Annotated in this window: 17 protein-coding genes, 1 tRNA gene and 1 pseudogene; 11 read left to right on the top strand and 8 right to left on the bottom strand. The window is 69.5% G+C overall.

Annotated elements, in window-relative coordinates:
- The 4 genes and pseudogenes from A9X03_RS29200 to A9X03_RS11775 all read right to left on the bottom strand — a co-directional run.
- Window positions 1-316 (bottom strand): annotated as a pseudogene (locus A9X03_RS29200) (hypothetical protein); the annotation flags it as partial.
- Entirely contained in the window at window positions 313-1,410 is a 1,098-nt protein-coding gene (locus A9X03_RS11785) for a B12-binding domain-containing protein (protein ID WP_068261143.1), read from the bottom strand. The pseudogene A9X03_RS29200 and the gene A9X03_RS11785, both read right to left, overlap by 4 nt.
- Window positions 1,407-3,068, bottom strand: a complete 1,662-nt coding sequence (locus A9X03_RS11780; RefSeq protein ID WP_067758618.1) for a PP2C family protein-serine/threonine phosphatase — start codon at window positions 3,066-3,068, stop codon at window positions 1,407-1,409. The genes A9X03_RS11785 and A9X03_RS11780 overlap by 4 nt, the downstream gene beginning before the upstream one ends.
- A gap of 262 nt (window positions 3,069-3,330) precedes the next feature.
- Window positions 3,331-3,416: transfer RNA gene (locus A9X03_RS11775), tRNA-Leu, on the bottom strand.
- 113 nt (window positions 3,417-3,529) lie between these two features.
- On the opposite strand from A9X03_RS11775, the gene A9X03_RS11770 reads away from it, so the two are divergent.
- The 4 genes from A9X03_RS11770 (at window position 3,530) to A9X03_RS11755 (ending at window position 7,143) form a co-directional block, all read left to right on the top strand.
- Window positions 3,530-4,876: a M20/M25/M40 family metallo-hydrolase gene (locus A9X03_RS11770; RefSeq protein ID WP_197505029.1), complete on the top strand. Its 1,347-nt coding sequence runs from the start codon at window positions 3,530-3,532 to the stop codon at window positions 4,874-4,876.
- Between the two features lie 22 nt (window positions 4,877-4,898).
- Window positions 4,899-5,429 (top strand): YbhB/YbcL family Raf kinase inhibitor-like protein, encoded by a 531-nt coding sequence (locus A9X03_RS11765; protein WP_068261141.1) that lies wholly within the window; start codon window positions 4,899-4,901, stop codon window positions 5,427-5,429.
- A 140-nt stretch (window positions 5,430-5,569) separates the two neighbouring features.
- Window positions 5,570-5,785, top strand: a complete 216-nt coding sequence (locus A9X03_RS11760) for a hypothetical protein (protein ID WP_067783665.1) — start codon at window positions 5,570-5,572, stop codon at window positions 5,783-5,785.
- Entirely contained in the window at window positions 5,776-7,143 is a 1,368-nt protein-coding gene (locus tag A9X03_RS11755; protein WP_068261138.1) for an HNH endonuclease signature motif containing protein, read from the top strand. Before A9X03_RS11760 ends, A9X03_RS11755 begins: the two co-directional genes overlap by 10 nt.
- On the opposite strand, the gene A9X03_RS11750 is transcribed toward A9X03_RS11755, so the two are convergent.
- From A9X03_RS11750 to A9X03_RS11740, 3 genes are read right to left on the bottom strand one after another with little or no spacing between them, the layout of a single operon-like run.
- The gene (locus A9X03_RS11750) at window positions 7,140-8,222 is read right to left on the bottom strand and encodes a quinone-dependent dihydroorotate dehydrogenase (protein WP_197499144.1); all 1,083 of its coding nucleotides are present in this window, start codon (window positions 8,220-8,222) and stop codon (window positions 7,140-7,142) included. The two genes, A9X03_RS11755 and A9X03_RS11750, sit on opposite strands and share 4 nt — an antisense overlap.
- 26 nt (window positions 8,223-8,248) lie before the next feature.
- Complete coding sequence (locus A9X03_RS11745) at window positions 8,249-8,503, bottom strand: DUF5703 family protein (protein ID WP_067758633.1); 255 nt, start codon at window positions 8,501-8,503, stop codon at window positions 8,249-8,251.
- Window positions 8,500-9,582 carry a YncE family protein gene (locus A9X03_RS11740; RefSeq protein ID WP_068261134.1) on the bottom strand — a complete coding sequence of 361 codons (1,083 nt, stop codon included), beginning with the start codon at window positions 9,580-9,582 and terminating at the stop codon, window positions 8,500-8,502. The genes A9X03_RS11745 and A9X03_RS11740 overlap by 4 nt, the downstream gene beginning before the upstream one ends.
- Before the next feature lie 110 nt (window positions 9,583-9,692).
- Between A9X03_RS11740 and A9X03_RS11735 the strand changes: the two genes are divergently transcribed.
- The 7 genes from A9X03_RS11735 (at window position 9,693) to A9X03_RS11705 (ending at window position 15,310) form a co-directional block, all read left to right on the top strand.
- The gene (locus A9X03_RS11735; RefSeq protein WP_067758640.1) at window positions 9,693-9,995 is read left to right on the top strand and encodes a hypothetical protein; all 303 of its coding nucleotides are present in this window, start codon (window positions 9,693-9,695) and stop codon (window positions 9,993-9,995) included.
- Window positions 9,996-10,068: 73 nt separating this feature from the next.
- A complete protein-coding gene (locus tag A9X03_RS11730) occupies window positions 10,069-10,845 on the top strand; it encodes a histidine phosphatase family protein (RefSeq protein WP_068261131.1) in 777 nt (258 codons plus the stop codon).
- Window positions 10,846-10,918: 73 nt separating this feature from the next.
- On the top strand, window positions 10,919-11,506 hold the full coding sequence (locus A9X03_RS11725) for a DUF3090 domain-containing protein (protein ID WP_046186213.1): 588 nt from the start codon (window positions 10,919-10,921) through the stop codon (window positions 11,504-11,506).
- The gene (locus tag A9X03_RS11720) at window positions 11,490-12,305 is read left to right on the top strand and encodes an SCO1664 family protein (RefSeq protein WP_082974476.1); all 816 of its coding nucleotides are present in this window, start codon (window positions 11,490-11,492) and stop codon (window positions 12,303-12,305) included. Before A9X03_RS11725 ends, A9X03_RS11720 begins: the two co-directional genes overlap by 17 nt.
- Before the next feature lie 55 nt (window positions 12,306-12,360).
- On the top strand, window positions 12,361-13,149 hold the full coding sequence (locus A9X03_RS11715; RefSeq protein ID WP_067783676.1) for a 3'(2'),5'-bisphosphate nucleotidase CysQ: 789 nt from the start codon (window positions 12,361-12,363) through the stop codon (window positions 13,147-13,149).
- Window positions 13,150-13,173: 24 nt separating this feature from the next.
- The gene (mshC, locus tag A9X03_RS11710; protein WP_067783679.1) at window positions 13,174-14,409 is read left to right on the top strand and encodes a cysteine--1-D-myo-inosityl 2-amino-2-deoxy-alpha-D-glucopyranoside ligase; all 1,236 of its coding nucleotides are present in this window, start codon (window positions 13,174-13,176) and stop codon (window positions 14,407-14,409) included.
- Window positions 14,410-14,428: 19 nt separating this feature from the next.
- The gene (locus A9X03_RS11705; RefSeq protein ID WP_068261146.1) at window positions 14,429-15,310 is read left to right on the top strand and encodes an SDR family oxidoreductase; all 882 of its coding nucleotides are present in this window, start codon (window positions 14,429-14,431) and stop codon (window positions 15,308-15,310) included.
- Window positions 15,311-15,426: 116 nt separating this feature from the next.
- Here A9X03_RS11705 and A9X03_RS11700 read toward each other — a convergent pair whose 3' ends face one another.
- Window positions 15,427-16,317 (bottom strand): PAC2 family protein, encoded by an 891-nt coding sequence (locus tag A9X03_RS11700; protein WP_067758655.1) that lies wholly within the window; start codon window positions 16,315-16,317, stop codon window positions 15,427-15,429.
- Window positions 16,318-16,516: the final 199 nt, after the last annotated feature.

Here is a 16,516-nt window from a genome sequence, read left to right as displayed (position 1 = left end):
CGCGGCCTCCGGGCGGTCGGCCTGCGTGCGGGTCTCCGGTGATCTGGTCTACGAGACCGTGGACGCGATGGTCGAGGCCGCCGTCCAGCTCCTCATCCGCCAGCCCAACCTCGCTGACCTGCATCTCGACCTGGCCGAACTCGTCTTCTGCGATTCCGCAGGCCTGTCCGGCCTGCTGCTGGTCCACCGCCGAAGCGCTCAGGCCGGTGTGCTCCTGCACCTCGACCATCGCGTCCACGGTCTCGTAGACCAGATCACCGGAGACCCGCACGCAGGCCGACCGCCCGGAGGTGGTGGTGTTCAGAGACAGGTTCATTCGGACGCTCCTGGGCCTGCGATGGCGGTGAGGGCATCGTTTGCTGCGGTCAGTAGGCGCTGGCCGCGGGGAAACTCGTTGAGCTGCACTGTCAGCGAATCCAGCGCCGGGTGCAGCGAAGCCGCCGGAACGCCGCGCGCGGTGAGGATTTCGGCGGTCCAGCTGATGAAGTCGGTGAACAGAGCGTCGTCGTCGGTGTAGAGACTCACGGTGAGGAAGTCGACGATGTGGGCGATGTCCTCGACGGTGCGCTGATGCTGCAGCGGGGAGTAGGCGCGCATGGCGGGAAAGCGGTCCTCCAGGTCGGCGACGGTGGACTTGACCAGCCGCGCCGCACTCCGGCTCACCATGGTGTATTCCTGGTCGGCCAGATGCGGCAGGTCATCGACGGGCTGGCGGTTGGACGCCCGCCGAACGGGGCTTAACCCGCGGCTCAGCCGCTCGTCGGCGGTGCGCGCGTCCGGCGCCCACGCGTCCGCCCCGAGCTGGCGGGCGAAGCGGCCGTCACGGCCGAACGCGGCGCCGCCGGCCAGGACGGGGAAGCCGGCGGATTGGCACGCGACGATCGCGGCGTGCGCGTTGGGTAACCGGGTGGGGATCGAGCAGGAGAGCGCGACGACGTCCGGGCCGTGCTGGTGCAGGTGGGCGACCAGGTGCGGGGTGGGCACCTGCGCGCCGAGGAAGTCGACCTGCCAGCCACGCAGCCGCAGGACCTCAGCCAGCAGCCGGGCGGGCAAAGCGTGCCACTCGCCGTCGACGCACGCCAGCGTGACCCGGCCGCCGTGGCTGGAGACCTTGCCGGCGGCGTGATGGGCCAGCGCGGCGATGACGCGATCGTTGATCGCCGAGGCGGCGTGTTCCTGCGCGACGCTGATCCTGTTCGCGGCCCATTCCGCGCCCACTTTGTGCTGGACGGGGGCGATCACCTCCAGCAGCACGTCCTCGGGCGTCATGCCCGCTTCCATCGCGGCGAACACGGTGGCGGCCGCGGCGTACTCGTCACGGTCGGTCAGGGCCCCCCAGAGCCGTTCGCGGACAACGAGACCGTCCGCGGCACCGGTGGCGGACGTCATGTCGGTGTTGTAGAACGTCATGCCACGTACCTGCCCCGGGTGTGCCCGTCGACGGCGCTGAGGTGGGTCCGCTGCGGGGCGGTGATGGCGACGACGGCGATGTCGTCGTGCACGCGTTGCCCCACCCAGTCCGAGGCCAGCATCAGGACGCGTTCGACGACCGCCTCGGCCGGCATCCCGGCGCAACCGGTCAGCGCGGCCGCCAGGCGCTGTTCGCCGAAGAAGTCGTCGCCGAGCGGGCCGCCGCGCGCTTCGGTGATGCCGTCGGTGTACAGCACGCACGTCTCGCCCGGCGCCAGCGAGGTCTCGAAAGATTGCACAGTGATGCGCTCCAGGGCGCCGACCAGTGTGCCCTTGGTGTTGGCCTCTTCCACTTGCCCGTTGTCGCGCACGATCAAGGGAGGGGGATGCCCGGCGCAGGTCAGGCGCAGCACCACCTGACCGTCCCGGTAGGCGACCGACGCCAGCACCAACGTCGCGAACCGCGTGTGGTCCGACGACAACATGGCACGGTTGAGCAGCGTGAGCACGCCCTCGTGGTCCTGCGCCAGCGGTGTCAGCGCCTGCAGCGTGTTGCGGATCTTGCCGGTCATCACGGCGGCCTCCAGGCCCTTCCCGCACACGTCGCCGAGCACCACCAGCGTCTCGTCCTCGGGACGTTGCGCGGGATGGAAGTCGTAGAAGTCGCCGCCGACGACCTCGTAATCCTTGGACGCCCGGTAGCCGCCGGCGAATTCGATGCCGTGCAGCCCGTGCAGCGGCGGGGGTAGCAGGTCACGCATCAGCGTGCGGGTGATGGCGGCCTGCTCGGCGTAGAGCCGCGCGGCGGACAGCGCAGCCCCCGCCCGGGCGGCGAACAAGCCGGCGAAGGTCTCCTCGTCGGCGGTGTACACCGGCCGACCGGTGCGCCGCAGCAACACCAACGCGCCGGCCGACACGCCGTGGCCCGGGAGCGTCAGGATCATCACGGACCCGGCCGCACCTGAGAAGTCTTGCGGGAGGAGCCAATCCGGAACCGAAACGGGGTCGATCCAGCTCGAGGAGACCGGCGGGAACCCATGCAGCGCCTCGCTCAACCCCGCCACCATCGCGGGGTCGGCGTCCACACTGCACTGCTCCACCGCCCCGGCCGCGGCGCTGTAGAAGACCGGAAGCCGACGGCCGCGGCCCGCGGGGGCCACCAGTACCGCCGCGTCCGCCAGGTGTTGGGCGGCCATCTGCACGGTCGCTTCCCTGCAGCGGTCGACGTTGAGCGAGGCCGTCAGCACCGACGACGCCTCGAGCAGGATCGCGGTGCGCTCCTGTTCCCGTGCCAGCGCTTCTTGGGCCTCGCGCAACAGCTGACCGGTGTCCTCGACCAGCGACCATGCCACCTCGCCGCTGGGCAGCACCGCCGCGTGCGCATCGAACTTGCGGCTGCCCACGTTTCCCGATACCAGCGAGGCGTCCGGGCCGACCGAGTCGGGATGCAGCTGCACGAGGCGATGGTGCGCGTGCGAAAGCCATTCGACCGTCTCGTCGATTCGACCGCCCTGGGCCGCGCCTGGCAACAAGGACTCGGCGGACCCGCTCAAGGCCTGCACGATTCCCGCGCGGTCGATGACCAGGGTGGGACAGGGCACGGCGGCCCACAAGCCGTCGAGGTCGATCTCGACGCCTACGTGGGCACCATCATGCATGCGGTTGACCTGTCAACGCGGGGAGTCGGAGTTGGCTAGCGTTACGTCCGACTGTACGTGTGCGGAATTGCGGGAGAGATTCGCTCGTGCGGGCCGTGCGTCGAAGATGCAGTGCAGGAGCCATTTCTCGACCCCGAGTGCGGGACTGCGGCAGGCCCGGACCTGAAGACCTGCGCCACGCGTGTGATCGCGGCTTGGCCGCTCAACACACTCCATCGGCTCGGAAATAAACGCGAGCGTTCATTTCCTCGCCTCAGTCGCGTGTCCGAGGGGGGACTTGAACCCCCACGCCCATTAGTAGGGCACTAGCACCTCAAGCTAGCGCGTCTGCCATTCCGCCACTCGGACAAGGCCAACGAGAGTTGGCAGCTAAGGCTATCGGATTGTCGCGCGCGCACCCAACCCAGCCGGGGCGCTCAGCGTCGAGCCGAGCGGCCCCGGCAGTGGTAGGAAAGGTGGTTGTGACCGCGCACACCGAGTTCCCGACCAACCCGAGTGACGACGTGGTCGAGGTCGTCAGCAGGTTGATCCGGTTCGACACCACCAACACCGGCGAACCGGAGACGACGAGGGGCGAGGCCGAGTGCGCGCAGTGGGTCGCCGAGCAGCTCGCTCAGGTCGGCTACTTGCCGCAGTACGTGGAATCGGGCGCCCCGGGCCGCGGCAATGTGATCGCCCGCCTCGCGGGTGCGGACAGCTCGCGCGGCGCCCTGCTGATCCATGGGCATCTCGACGTGGTGCCCGCCGAGCCGGCCGAGTGGAGCGTGCACCCGTTCTCCGGCGCGGTCAAGGACGGCTTCGTCTGGGGCCGCGGCGCGGTCGACATGAAGGACATGGTCGGCATGATGATCGTGGTGGCCCGGCGGTTGAAGCAGGCCGGCATCGTGCCGCCACGCGATCTGGTGTTCGCATTCCTTGCCGACGAGGAACACGGGGGCAGCTACGGGGCCCGCTGGCTGGTCGACAATCAGCCCGACTTGTTCGCGGGTGTGACCGAGGCGATCGGCGAAGTGGGCGGGTTCTCGCTGACCGTGCCGCGCCGCGACGGGGGCGAACGTCGGCTCTATCTCATCGAGACGGCCGAGAAGGGCCTGTCATGGATGCGGCTGACCGCCCGCGGCCCGGCCGGGCACGGATCCATGGTGCACGACCAGAACGCCGTCACCGCCGTCGCCGCGGCGGTCGCCCGGCTGGGCCGGCACCAGTTTCCGCTCGTGCTCACCGACACCGTCGCGCAGTTCCTGGCCGCCGTCGAGGAGGAGACCGGGCTGACGTTCGACGTTTCGTCGGGCGACCTGGCCGGAGCGATCGAAAAGCTCGGCCCCATGGCCCGCATGCTCAAGGCGGTGCTGCAGGACACCGCGAACCCGACGATGCTCAAGGCCGGGTACAAGGCCAACGTCGTCCCGGCGGTGGCCGAAGCGGTGGTCGACTGCCGAATCCTTCCTGGCCGCAAGGCGGCGTTCGAGGCCGAAGTCGACGAACTGCTGGGCCCCGACGTCACGCGCGAATGGATCAAGGACTTCGAGTCGTACGAGACCAGCTTCGACGGCGACCTGGTCGACGCCATGAACGCCGCCGTGCTGGCCCTTGACCCCGATGGGCGCACGGTGCCCTACATGCTTTCCGGTGGTACCGACGCAAAGTCTTTCGCGCGCTTGGGTATTCGTTGTTTTGGTTTCAGCCCGCTGCGGTTGCCGCCGGACCTCGACTTCACCGCGCTGTTCCACGGAGTCGACGAGCGGGTACCCGTGGATGCGCTGAGGTTCGGCACCGATGTGCTGGAACACTTCCTGACACACTGCTGAATAGTCAACGAAAGGATTCGCCATGAGCACCGCGCCCGACCCGTATGCCGCGCTGCCGCAGCTGCCGACGTTCACGCTGACATCGGAATCGGTCACCGACGGCCAGCCGCTGGCCAAGCCCCAAGTCAGCGGGATCATGGGCGCGGGCGGGGAAGATGTCAGCCCGCAGTTGAGCTGGTCGGGATTCCCGGGGGAGACCCGCAGCTTCGCGGTCACCGTCTATGACCCGGACGCGCCGACGGCCTCGGGCTTCTGGCACTGGGCGGTGGCCAACCTGCCCGCCGACGTCACCGAACTGCCCGCGGGTGCCGGCGACGGCAGCGACCTGCCCGGGGGCGCGCTCACGCTGGTCAACGACGCCGGTATGCGCCGCTACATCGGCGCCGCGCCGCCGCCGGGGCACGGGCCGCACCGCTACTACATCGCGGTGCACGCCGTGGACGTCGACAAGCTGGACCTCGGCGAGGACGCCAGTCCCGCCTACCTCGGCTTCAACCTGTTCCAGCACGCGATCGCGCGCGCCGTCATTCACGGCGTCTACGAACAGAAGTAGGCGCGGGGCTTCGGGCCAGCCCGCCGGCCCGCCGGCCCGAAGGCCCGCCGGCCCGAAGGGCCCGAAATCACTTACGTCACTCCCGTCCCGGGGGGTTTGCGTTTGGGTTTCTTGTCGGTGGGCGGGGATATGATTCGAACATGTGTTCGACTGATCTGCTCATCCGCATCGATGCCGTGCTCGAACGGTTCGAGCGCGCGCAGGACGTGTTCTTTGCGTCGTTGGATTCACTGACGGCGGTCGAGCTTGTCGCCGCACTCGACAGATATGGATTTCTGCTCGGACGGCTGGATGCGCTCATCTACGAGTTGTCCAGCCCCTTCGGGCCGCCGAGGGGGCGGCCCACATGGCGTTGACGGACCGCGAGGAGATCCAGGGCGACGTCGACGCGCTGCGCGCCGTTGTCTCCCGATTCCAAGGGCGCTCGTACGAAGCGCTGACCAACCCGGAGCGGTTGTGGTTGCTCGAGATATTCGAGTGCGAGACGCGTCGGCTTCAGGCGCCAAGTCACCAGCTCATCAATCAGCTTGGTGAGCAAGGGGATTCGGCCGAGTTGGGCGGCAAGCTGAGCTGGGCGCTGGCCGATCGGCTGCACATCAACCGGGGTGAGGCCAGCCGGCGCATCGCTGAGGCCGCCGAGCTGGGCCCGCGCCGCGCGCTGACCGGTGAGCCGCTGGCGCCGGTGTTGCCCGCCACCGCGGCGGCCCAGCGCGACGGTGCCATCGGTGCCGACCACGTGGTGGTGATCCGGCAGCTTTTCCGCCAGCTGCCGGAATCGGTCGACATCGATACGCGCGAGCATGCCGAGAAGCACCTGGCTTCCGAGGCAACTCACTATCGCCCCGATCAACTCGCCAAGCTCGCCCGCCATCTGTTGGACTGCCTCAACCCAGACGGCAACTACACCGATGCCGACCGGGCGCGGGCCCGCGGGCTGACCCTGGGCGCCCAGCAGGCCGATGGCATGTCGAGGCTGAGCGGGTGGCTGACGCCCGAGGCCCGCGCCAGCTGGGAGGCGGTGCTCGCCAAGCTGGCCGCCCCCGGGACGTGCAATCCGGACGACGAGGTGCCGGTCATCGATGGCGCCCCGACGGAGGAGGCGGTGCAACGGGACACCCGCACGGCCGCGCAGCGCCAGCACGACGGCCTCAACGCCGCGCTGAGAGCAACGCTGGCAAGCGGCAAATTGGGCCGGCACAACGGCCTGCCGGCATCCATCGTCGTGACGACCACGCTGACCGAGCTGGAAGCCGCCGCAGGTAAGGGCTTGACCGGCGGGGGCACCATCTTGCCGATGTCCGACGTGATCCGCCTGGCCCGCCACGCTCATCACTATTTGGCCGTCTTCGACAAGGGCGAAGCGGTGGCGCTGCATCACGGCAAGCGCCTGGCTTCACCGGGCCAGCGAATTGTCTTGTACGCCAAGGACCGTGGCTGTTCGCATCCCGGTTGTGATGTGCCGGGCTACTACTGTGAAGTCCACCACGTCGAAGACTGGGCCAGTACTTACCGCACCGACATCGACCAACTCACCCTCGCCTGCGGCCCCCACCACCGGCTTCTCGAGAAGGGCTGGACCACCCGAAGACGCGCCAACGGCGACACCGAATGGATCCCGCCGCCACACCTCGATCGTGGGCAACCGCGCGTCAACAACTTCCACCACCCGGAAAAGATCCTGGCCGAAGACGACGACGAAGAAGGGGCGGCTTAACTCGCCGCACCGCCGGCCTTAGGGGCCGCCGACCCGACGGCATCGCCGAGCGAGGCGAACCCGCCGTCGCGCAGCCGGTGCGCGATACCGTCGTGAATGCGCTTGGGCCACAAGCCTCCGCCGTAGACGAAGCCGGTGTAGCCCTGCAGCAGCGACGCGCCCGCGGTGATCCGCTCCCACGCGTCGTCGGCCGTCTCGATGCCCCCGACGCTGATCAGCACCAGGCGGTCGCCCACGCGGGCATGGAGCCGGCGCAGCACCTCGACCGCCCGGCGCGCCACCGGCGGCCCGGAAATGCCGCCGGGCCCCAGCGCGTCGGCCCCCGGCGTCTGCAGGCCGTCGCGCGACACGGTGGTGTTGGTGGCGACGATGCCCGCGAGGCCCAATTCCACGGCCAGGTCGGCGACATCGTCGAGGTCGGCGTCGGAAAGGTCCGGCGCGATCTTCACCAGCACCGGCCTGGACGTCTCGGCGAGCACGGCCGACAGGATGGGCCGCAGCGACTCGACGGCCTGCAGGTCGCGCAGGCCGGGCGTGTTCGGCGAGCTGACGTTCACCACCAGATACGACGCCAGCGGCCCGACCAGGCGGGCGCTGGCACGGTAGTCGTCGACGGCGCCGGCGGCCGGCGTGGTTTTCGTCTTGCCGATGTTGACCCCGATGGGAACGTCTGGTTGGTGCCGCGCGAGTTGGACGGCCAGCGCGCCGGCGCCCAGGTTGTTGAAGCCCATCCGGTTCAGCAGCGCGCGGTCGGCGGGCAGCCGGAACATGCGGGGGGCCGGGTTGCCGGGCTGCGGGCTCGCGGTGACGGTCCCGACCTCGGCGTAGCCGAATCCGAGCGCGCCCCAGGTCTGCAATCCCTTGCCGTCCTTGTCGAAGCCGGCGGCCAGCCCGAGCGGCGCCGGGAAGCGCACCCCGAACACCGTGCTCGCCAGCGCCGGATCCCTCGGGCCGAGCAGCCGCTGCAACAGCCGCCGCGCCGGGGCGAGGGCGGTGGCGCCGCGCAGCAGCGCGAAAACCAGCGTGTGGATGCGCTCGGGCGGCACGAGGAAGAACAACCGCCGCATCAGGCCGTACACGACGCCGTCGCCGGGTGCAGCCAACGTCACAGTTCCGGCTGGTCGGGACGCCGGTTTTCCAGACGAGATTTCTTGCGGCGCAACAGCACTCGCCTGCTGCCGTCGGTGTAGAGCCGTACCCGGGTCAGCTCCCATCCCCGATATTCGGCCTCGATGGACAGCCGGGTGGACGCGCTGAGCCGGGTGACCTCCGGCGGCAGGCGCAGGGGCACCCACTCGTATTCGTCGGACAGCTCGGTGTCCCAGCCCGCGGGCAGCCGACTGCTGCGCGACGCGGTCAACGCGTACCCGCCGCGTGCTCGATCACCTGCACCCCCGCGCCGGACCCCGACACCACGTACAAGGTGTCTGACGCTTCGTCGAAGGCCAGTGAGTTCGGTTGCTGCACGGTTGGGTAACGCACCTTTTCGACGGGAATTCCGGTGGACAGATCGTAACCAACCACGATATTGGAAGCGGTCTGGGTTACCCAGCTCAACGCGCGGGAGCCGGCCAGGCCGTAGGGCGCCTGGGGCACCGGATACGCCTGTCGCAGGATCAGCGGGTCCACGCCGTACACCAGCAGCTGCCCGCCGCGAGTGTCGGCGACCAGGACCCGGCCCAGCGGGTCAGCAACCATGGTGGTCGCGCCTTCGCCGGCCCGCAGCGCCTGCCGGGCCTGGCCGTCGGCGCCGATCGTGGTCACCGAGGTCTGTCCCCGGTCCAACACCGCAGTTGTATTCCCTTGCGTGGCAAGCGAATCGACCCGCGCAAAGATCTTGTTCCTGCTGCCGACGGTCGCGGTGCCAGCGGTGCCGGGCGTCGGCGCAGCCGGTGTTGGAGAAGCGAGCGTGTAGACGGCCCCGTCGGCGCTGCCCAGCACCAGCTTGCCGTCGGCGCGCAGGGCGACCGCGGTGAAATCGGCCGGTTGGGCGTCGGCGACGTTCACCTGCGACGCGCGGGCGGTGGCCAGGTCGACCACGAAATAGCCGCCCCGGGCGGCCAGGAACAGCGTTCCGTGGCCGTCGGCGGCCATCGCGGTCGCGGGTCCCGGCAGGGCGATGACGCGCGGCGCGGCCTTCGGGTCGCCGAAGACGGTGACGCTCGCAGGGCCGGCAGGCGGGGCCCCGGGCGCCAGCACCGCGAGCTGGTGAGTCCCACCGTCGAAGGTGGCCGCGGTCGCGGCCGCGGCGAGCGGGCGCACCTCGCCGGCGGGGGGCTGGGCCGCCGGCGGGGACACGGCGGGCGCGGCCGCTTCGATGGTGGGCGGCGCGGATTTGAATGTATTGGACGAACAACCTGCGATCGCCGCCAGCAAAAGAGCGACGGCGGGTAAACGGCGCTGAGCAGCCAGTCGATGACGCGTATGCCGTGACAGCAATTATTTTCCCTTGCGTAATGGCGGTGGACTTCCGAGTCTAAGGAACGCCTTCGCATCCAATATGGCCATGTCGCGCACATCAAGTCCCGGTGGCGAGGTATCGTCGCCTCATGGCCGTCATCGTTGACCGGCAGATCGCGGAGAAAGAGTTTGCTGTCGAAGATATGTCGACAGGAATCTTCGCCAGCGGGTATGGACAAGTCGGTGATGGGCGCAGTTTTTCGTTCCACATCGAGCACCGCTCGCTCGTCGTCGAAATTTACCGACCGCGCCTCGCCGGGCCAGTTCCGCAGGCCGAAGAGGTGGTCGCCACGGCGGTCCGCAGCCTGGTCGACATCGACCTCACCGACGAACGCAGCCTGGTCGCCGCCGTGCGCGACTCGGTGGCGCATGCGGTGCCGGTATCGCACTAGCCGATAGCGTCTTCGCACCGGGTACGGTCGTGGTCGTGGTTGCCCCAGCCTGTCGGATGTCGGACACCGCTGCATGACGGTCATCCTGCTGCGGCACGGTCGATCCAGCTCGAACACCGCCGGGATCCTGGCCGGCCGTTCCGAGGGCGTCGACCTCGACGACAAGGGCCGCGACCAGGCCGCCGGGCTGATCGACCGGATCGGTGACCTGCCGATCCGGGCGCTGATCAGTTCGCCGTTGCTGCGTTGCCGACGCACGCTCGAGCCGCTCGCCGAGGCGCTGTGCCTGGAGCCGTTGATCGACGACCGGCTGGCGGAGGTGGACTACGGGGACTGGACCGGCCGCAAGATCGCCGAGCTGGCCGGCGAACCGCTGTGGCGGGTCGTGCAGGCCCACCCGAGTGCGGCGGTGTTCCCCGGCGGGGAGGGGTTGGCGCAGGTGCAGGCGCGCGCCGTGTCCGCCGTCCGCGAACACGATCGGCGGCTCGCCCTGGAATACGGGGGGGAGAAGGGCGGCGACGTCCTATGGGTGGCCTGCACTCACGGTGATGTCATCAAGGCGGTCGTCGCCGACGCCTACGGCATGCACCTGGACGCGTTCCAGCGGGTCACCGCCGACCCGGCGTCGGTGAATGTGATCCGCTACACCGAATTGCGCCCGTTTGTGTTGCACGTCAACCACACCGGTGCGAAATTGGCGGCGGCGCTGCGGGCCGGACCACCGCCCAAGGACGAAGCGCAGGACAAGGGCACCGCCGAGACCGACGGCGAGTCCCCGGCGGGCGCAACGGAACAGCCGGCCGCGGTCGTGCCGTCCAGCGACGCGGTGGTCGGCGGCTCAACTGATTAATTCCGCTTAAAACAAGCGGTGCGGGGCAATCGAATCGCACGGCGAAGGCAACAGCCGGTATTTTGGAGGTGCCATGGCCCGCGCAATCCACGTCTTCCGCACACCCGACCGCTTCGTGGCCGGGACCGTTGGTCAGCCCGGAAACCGAACGTTCTACATCCAGGCTGTGCACGATTCCCGAGTGGTGTCGGTGGTGTTGGAGAAGCAGCAGGTTGCGGTGCTGGCCGAGCGCATCGGCGCGCTGCTGCTCGAGGTGAATCGCCGGTTCGGCACACCGGTCCCTCCGGAGCCCGCCGAAGTGGAGGACTTGAACCCGTTGATCACACCCGTGGATGCCGAATTCCGGGTGGGGACCATGGGCCTGGGCTGGGATTCCGAAGCCCAGACCGTGGTCGTCGAGTTGCTGGCCGTCACCGACGCCGAGTTCGACGCGTCGGTGGTGCTCGACGACACCGAGGAGGGGCCCGACGCGGTGCGGGTGTTCTTGACGCCGGAGTCGGCGCGGCAGTTCGCCACCCGCTCCAATCGCGTGATCTCAGCGGGGCGGCCGCCATGCCCGCTGTGCGACGAACCGTTGGATCCCGAAGGCCATATCTGCGCGCGCGCCAACGGCTATAGGCGCAGCGCGCTGCTCGGGCCTGACGATGAACTTGAGGCCTGACGACCGTGAGGTGTTGCGCGACGGCGAGCTGACGGTCCTCGGACGCATCCGCTCCGCCAGCAACGCCACCTTCCTGTGCGAGTCCACGCTGGGCGAATCGACGGTCCATTGCGTCTACAAACCGATCTCCGGCGAGGCCCCGCTCTGGGATTTTCCCGACGGTACGCTGGCTGGCCGCGAACTCGCCGCGTACCTGGTGTCGACGCAGCTGGGGTGGAACATCGTGCCGTACACGGTAATTCGTCACGGGCCGGCCGGACCGGGCATGTTGCAGCTGTGGGTCGAGCAGCCCGGCGACGCGGCCGACTCCGAGCCAAGGCCCGGCCCGGACCTGGTCGACCTGTTTCCCGCCAACAAGCCGGAACCCGGTTATCTGCCGGTGCTGCGGGCCTACGACTACGCGGGCGACGAGGTCGTCTTGATGCACGCCGACGACATCCGGTTGCGGCGCATGGCGGTCTTCGACGTGCTGATCAACAACGCCGACCGCAAGGGCGGCCACGTCCTGCGCGACATCGAGGGCCACGTCTACGGCGTCGACCACGGGGTGTCCCTGCATGTCGAGAACAAGCTGCGCACGGTCCTGTGGGGCTGGGCCCACAAGCCGGTCGACCAGAAGATGCTGGACGCGGTCGCCCGGCTCACCGAGGCGCTGGGCGACTCGCTGTGCGACGAACTGGCCGAGCACATCACGCGGGCCGAGATCGCGGCGTTGCGCAGGCGCGCCCACGCGCTGCTCGACGATCCGGTGATGCCGGGCCCCAACCGGCACCGCCCCATTCCGTGGCCGGCGTTCTGAACCGGCCACCGAGCCACCCACCGGGCCGCGCACGGCCGTCGGAGATACTGAACCGGTGAGCCAGGGCCCGGACGAGTTGACCGACGCCGCCCTGGCCGCCGAACTCGCCGCGGACGCGGGCGAATTGCTGCTGAAAGTGCGCGACGAGATCGGCTTCGGACATCCGTGGGCGCTGGGCGACGCAGGTGACAGCCTGGCTAACGAGCTGATCCTGCGGCGGCTGCGCGCCGAGCGGCCCGACGACGCGGTGCTCAGCGAGGAGGCCTACGACGATCTGGTCCGGCTGAAGCACGACCGGGTGTGGATCATCGACCCGCTGGACGGCACCCGCGAGTTCTCCACTCCCGGCCGCGACGACTGGGCGGTCCACGTCGCGCTGTGGCAGCGCCCCACCAACGGCGAGCGGGAGATCACCGACGCCGCGGTGTCGCTGCCGGCGCGCGGAAACACGGTGTACCGCACCGACACCGTCACCGCCGACGCCGCGCGCGTCGGCATACCCCATACGTTTCGCATCGCGGTCAGCGCCAACCGGCCGCCGTTCGTGTTGCACCGGATGCGCCAGTCGTTGGCCATCCAGCCGGTGGCGATCGGTTCGGCGGGAGCCAAGGCGATGGCCATCATCGACGGCGACGTCGACGCCTACCTGCACGCGGGAGGCCAGTGGGAATGGGACAACGCGGCGCCCGCCGGAGTGGTGATGGCCGCAGGCATGCACGCGTCGCGGCTGGACGGTTCGCCGATGCGCTACAACCAGCTCGATCCGTACCTGCCCGACTTCGTGATGTGTCGCGCCGAGGTGGCGCCGATCCTGCTCGACGCCATCCGCGACGCGTGGCGCTGACTTCCCGCGTTTAGAGTCGTTGGCATGCAGTCGTGGGAGTTTCCACCGGTTCCGGTGTTGCCGGGACGTGGCCCGGAACTCCGGCTGTTCGACACGTCAGACCGGCAGGTGCGGCCCGTTGCGCCCGGGTCGACGGCGACGATGTACGTCTGCGGCATCACCCCGTACGACTCAACCCATCTGGGTCACGCGGCCACCTACCTGACCTTCGACCTGGTCTACCGGCAGTGGCTGGACCTGGGCCGCGCCGTGCACTACGTGCAGAACGTCACCGACGTCGACGATCCGCTGTTCGAACGCGCCCAGCGCGACGGTGTGGACTGGCGCGAGCTGGGCGATCGTGAGGTCGCGCGCTTTCGCGAGGACATGGCGGCGCTGCGCGTCCTGCCGCCGCGCGACTACGTCGCGGCCACGCAGGCGATCCCCGAAGTGGTCGAGCTCGTCGAGAAGATGCTGGCGTCGGGCGCGGCGTACGTCGTCGACGGCGAGTACCCGGACGTCTACTACCGCGCGGACGCGACGCCGCAGTTCGGCTACGAGTCCGGCTACGACCGCGAAACCATGCTCCGGCTGTTCGGTGAGCGGGGCGGCGACCCCGACCGGCCGGGCAAGACCGACGAGCTGGACGCGCTGCTTTGGCGCGCGGCCCGGCCGGGGGAGCCGAGTTGGCCGTCGCCGTTCGGGGCCGGGCGACCCGGCTGGCATGTCGAGTGCGCGGCGATCGCGCTCAGCCGCATCGGTAGCGGCCTGGACATCCAGGGCGGCGGCAGCGACCTGATCTTTCCGCATCACGAATTCACTGCCGCGCACGCCGAATGTGTAAGGGGCGAGCGGCGATTCGCCCGCCATTACGTGCACGCGGGCATGATCGGCTGGGACGGGCACAAGATGTCCAAGAGCCGGGGCAACCTGGTGCTGGTGTCGACGCTGCGGGCCCAGGGCATCGAACCGGCGGCCATCCGGCTGGGCCTGCTGTCCGGGCACTACCGCGCGGACCGGTTCTGGAGCCGGCAGGTGCTCGACGAGGCCACCGCCCGGCTGGGGCGCTGGCGCACCGCGACCGCCCTGGCGGCCGGCCCGGATGCCGCCGACGTGATCGCGCGGGTGCGCCAATACCTGGCCGACGACTTGAACACGCCGAAAGCGCTTGCCGCGCTTGATGGTTGGACAACAGACGCGCTCGAGTACGGCGGCCACGACGCCGAGGCTCCAAGGTTGGTGGCAACCGCGATCGACGCGCTGCTCGGCGTGCAATTGTGAACGCGGTACGTTGTCGGCCATGACGTCGCTGCAGGACAAGGTTGTTTTGATCACGGGCGGGGCCCGGGGAATCGGGGCCGAGGTCGCCCGTCGGCTGGGCAGCAAGGGCGCCAAACTCGTGCTCACCGACCTCAACGACGCCGAGCTGACCGCCCTGGCCGCCGAGATCGGCGCCGACCGGGTGCTGACGGCCGTCGCCGACGTGCGCGACCTGCCGGCCATGCAGGCCGTCGGCGCCCAGGCGGTCGAGCGCTTCGGCGGCATCGACGTCGTGGTGGCCAACGCCGGCATCGCCAGCTATGGATCGGTGCTGCAGGTCGATCCCGAGGCGTTCAAGCGGGTCATGGACATCAACGTGCTCGGCGTGTTCAACACCGTGCGCGCCACGCTGCCCGCGGTGATCGAGCGCCGCGGCTACGTGCTCGTCGTCTCGTCGCTGGCCGCCTACGCCGCGTGTCCGGGCCTGGCCCCCTACAACGCGTCCAAGGCCGCCGTCGAGATCTTCGCCAACGCGCTGCGGCTCGAGGTCGCCCACCGCGGCGTCAGCGTCGGTTCGTCGCACATGTCGTGGATCGACACCGCCCTGGTCCGCGACACCGAGGCCGACCTGCCCGCCTTCGGCAAGCTGCTCAGCAGTTTCCCGTGGCCGTTGAACAAGACCACCACCGTCGACAAATGCGCGGACGCGTTCGTCAAGGGCATCGAGGCCCGCCGGAACCGGATCTACTGCCCCCGCTGGGTGGCCCTGTTCCGCTGGATCAAGCCGGTGCTGTCCACCCCGGCCGGCGAGCTGCCCCTGCACAAGCCCACCGCGGAGCTGTTGCCCCAACTGGACGCCCAGGTCGTCGCGCTCGGGCGCTCCACCAGCGCCTACAACCAGGGCTTGGGCAAGAAGGCCTAGGTTCGATGGCGGCGACCCGCCGCGCCCGGATACGCCGCGCTTGCGATCGCCGCTAGGTTCGATGGCGGCGACCCGCCGCGCCCGGCTACGCCGCGCTTGCGATCGCCGCTAGCGGGCTAGCGGCCGAAGCCCGGGCGCCGTCGGCGCAGGTAACGCTCGAACTCCGCGGCCAGCGCGTCGCCGTCGATCTTGCCCAGGGCCTCGTTCATGTCGACCTCGGCGTCGCCGCGCTGTTCCAGCGATTGCACGTACTCGGCCAGGTCCTCGTCCTCGGCGGCCATCTCGGTGATGGCCTGCTCCCACTCCTCGGCGTCGGTCGGCAGGTCGGCCAGCGGCACCTCGATGTCGAGCACGTCCTCGACGCGGCGGAGCAACGCCACCGTCGCCTTCGGGTTGGGTGGCTGAGACACGTAGTGCGGCACCGCGGCCCAGAACGTCACGGCGGGGATCCCGGCGGCGACGCAGGCGTCCTGGAACACCCCGGCGATGCCCGTGGGCCCCTCGTAGCGGCTCTCCTCGAGCCCGAAGCGTCTGGCCGATTCGGGGGAGTAGGCGGCGCCCGAAACCGGAACCGGCCGGGTGTGCGGCGTGTCGGCCAGCAGGGCGCCGAGGATGACGACGGTGTCCACGTTGAGCTTGTCGGCGATGGCCACCAGTTCGGCGCAGAAGGTGCGCCAGCGCATGTTGGGTTCCACGCCGTGCATCAACACGACGTCGCGGTCGCTGCCCGGCGGCCGGCAGTGCGAAATCCGCATGGCCGGCCAGACCAGCTCGCGGGTGACCCCGTCGACCTGCCGAATGACGGGCCGATTCACCTGGTAGTCGTAGTACGCCTCGTCGTCGATCTCCAGGATCGGGTCGGCTTCCCAGATGGCCTCGAGGTGCTCGAGGGCGTCACTGGCCGCGTCGCCGGCGTCGTTCCAGCCCTCGAATGCCGCCACGACGATGGTGTCGTGCAGTTCGGGCAGTGCGGCGTTCCCAAACGGTGGGCGATCGGATGGGGTCACAGAATCAGCGTACGGCCTTTGCTGCCGATGTTCGGCGTTGTGGGCAGGGTCCCGTCAACCGTTCAAGGGCATTCCCTAGGACGATTATCCTTGTGGGGTGCGTGCCGTTCTGACCGTCGACGACATCGGCAGCAGGCGTCGACGCCGTCAGGGCGAAATACGTTCGGCTTCACACTGGTTAACCTTGGTAACTACCTCG

Source organism: Mycobacterium sp. E1715 (genome assembly GCF_001667625.1).
Lineage (GTDB): Bacteria > Actinomycetota > Actinomycetes > Mycobacteriales > Mycobacteriaceae > Mycobacterium.
Note: the sequence above shows the minus strand (reverse complement) of the source record. Positions and strands in the feature narration are given on the sequence as shown.

Excerpts from the sequence above, each read along its gene's own strand:
- A9X03_RS11725 (WP_046186213.1), top strand. The coding sequence starts at position 10,919 with ATGGCCCGCGCAATCCACGTCTTCCGCACACCCGACCGCTTCGTGGCC.
- A9X03_RS11780 (WP_067758618.1), bottom strand. The coding sequence starts at position 3,068 with ATGCATGATGGTGCCCACGTAGGCGTCGAGATCGACCTCGACGGCTTG.
- A9X03_RS11755 (WP_068261138.1), top strand. The coding sequence starts at position 5,776 with ATGGCGTTGACGGACCGCGAGGAGATCCAGGGCGACGTCGACGCGCTG.
- A9X03_RS11785 (WP_068261143.1), bottom strand. The coding sequence starts at position 1,410 with ATGACGTTCTACAACACCGACATGACGTCCGCCACCGGTGCCGCGGAC.
- A9X03_RS11735 (WP_067758640.1), top strand. The coding sequence starts at position 9,693 with ATGGCCGTCATCGTTGACCGGCAGATCGCGGAGAAAGAGTTTGCTGTC.
- mshC (WP_067783679.1), top strand. The coding sequence starts at position 13,174 with ATGCAGTCGTGGGAGTTTCCACCGGTTCCGGTGTTGCCGGGACGTGGC.
- A9X03_RS11705 (WP_068261146.1), top strand. The coding sequence starts at position 14,429 with ATGACGTCGCTGCAGGACAAGGTTGTTTTGATCACGGGCGGGGCCCGG.
- A9X03_RS11730 (WP_068261131.1), top strand. The coding sequence starts at position 10,069 with ATGACGGTCATCCTGCTGCGGCACGGTCGATCCAGCTCGAACACCGCC.
- A9X03_RS11720 (WP_082974476.1), top strand. The coding sequence starts at position 11,490 with ATGAACTTGAGGCCTGACGACCGTGAGGTGTTGCGCGACGGCGAGCTG.
- A9X03_RS11765 (WP_068261141.1), top strand. The coding sequence starts at position 4,899 with ATGAGCACCGCGCCCGACCCGTATGCCGCGCTGCCGCAGCTGCCGACG.
- A9X03_RS11760 (WP_067783665.1), top strand. The coding sequence starts at position 5,570 with ATGTGTTCGACTGATCTGCTCATCCGCATCGATGCCGTGCTCGAACGG.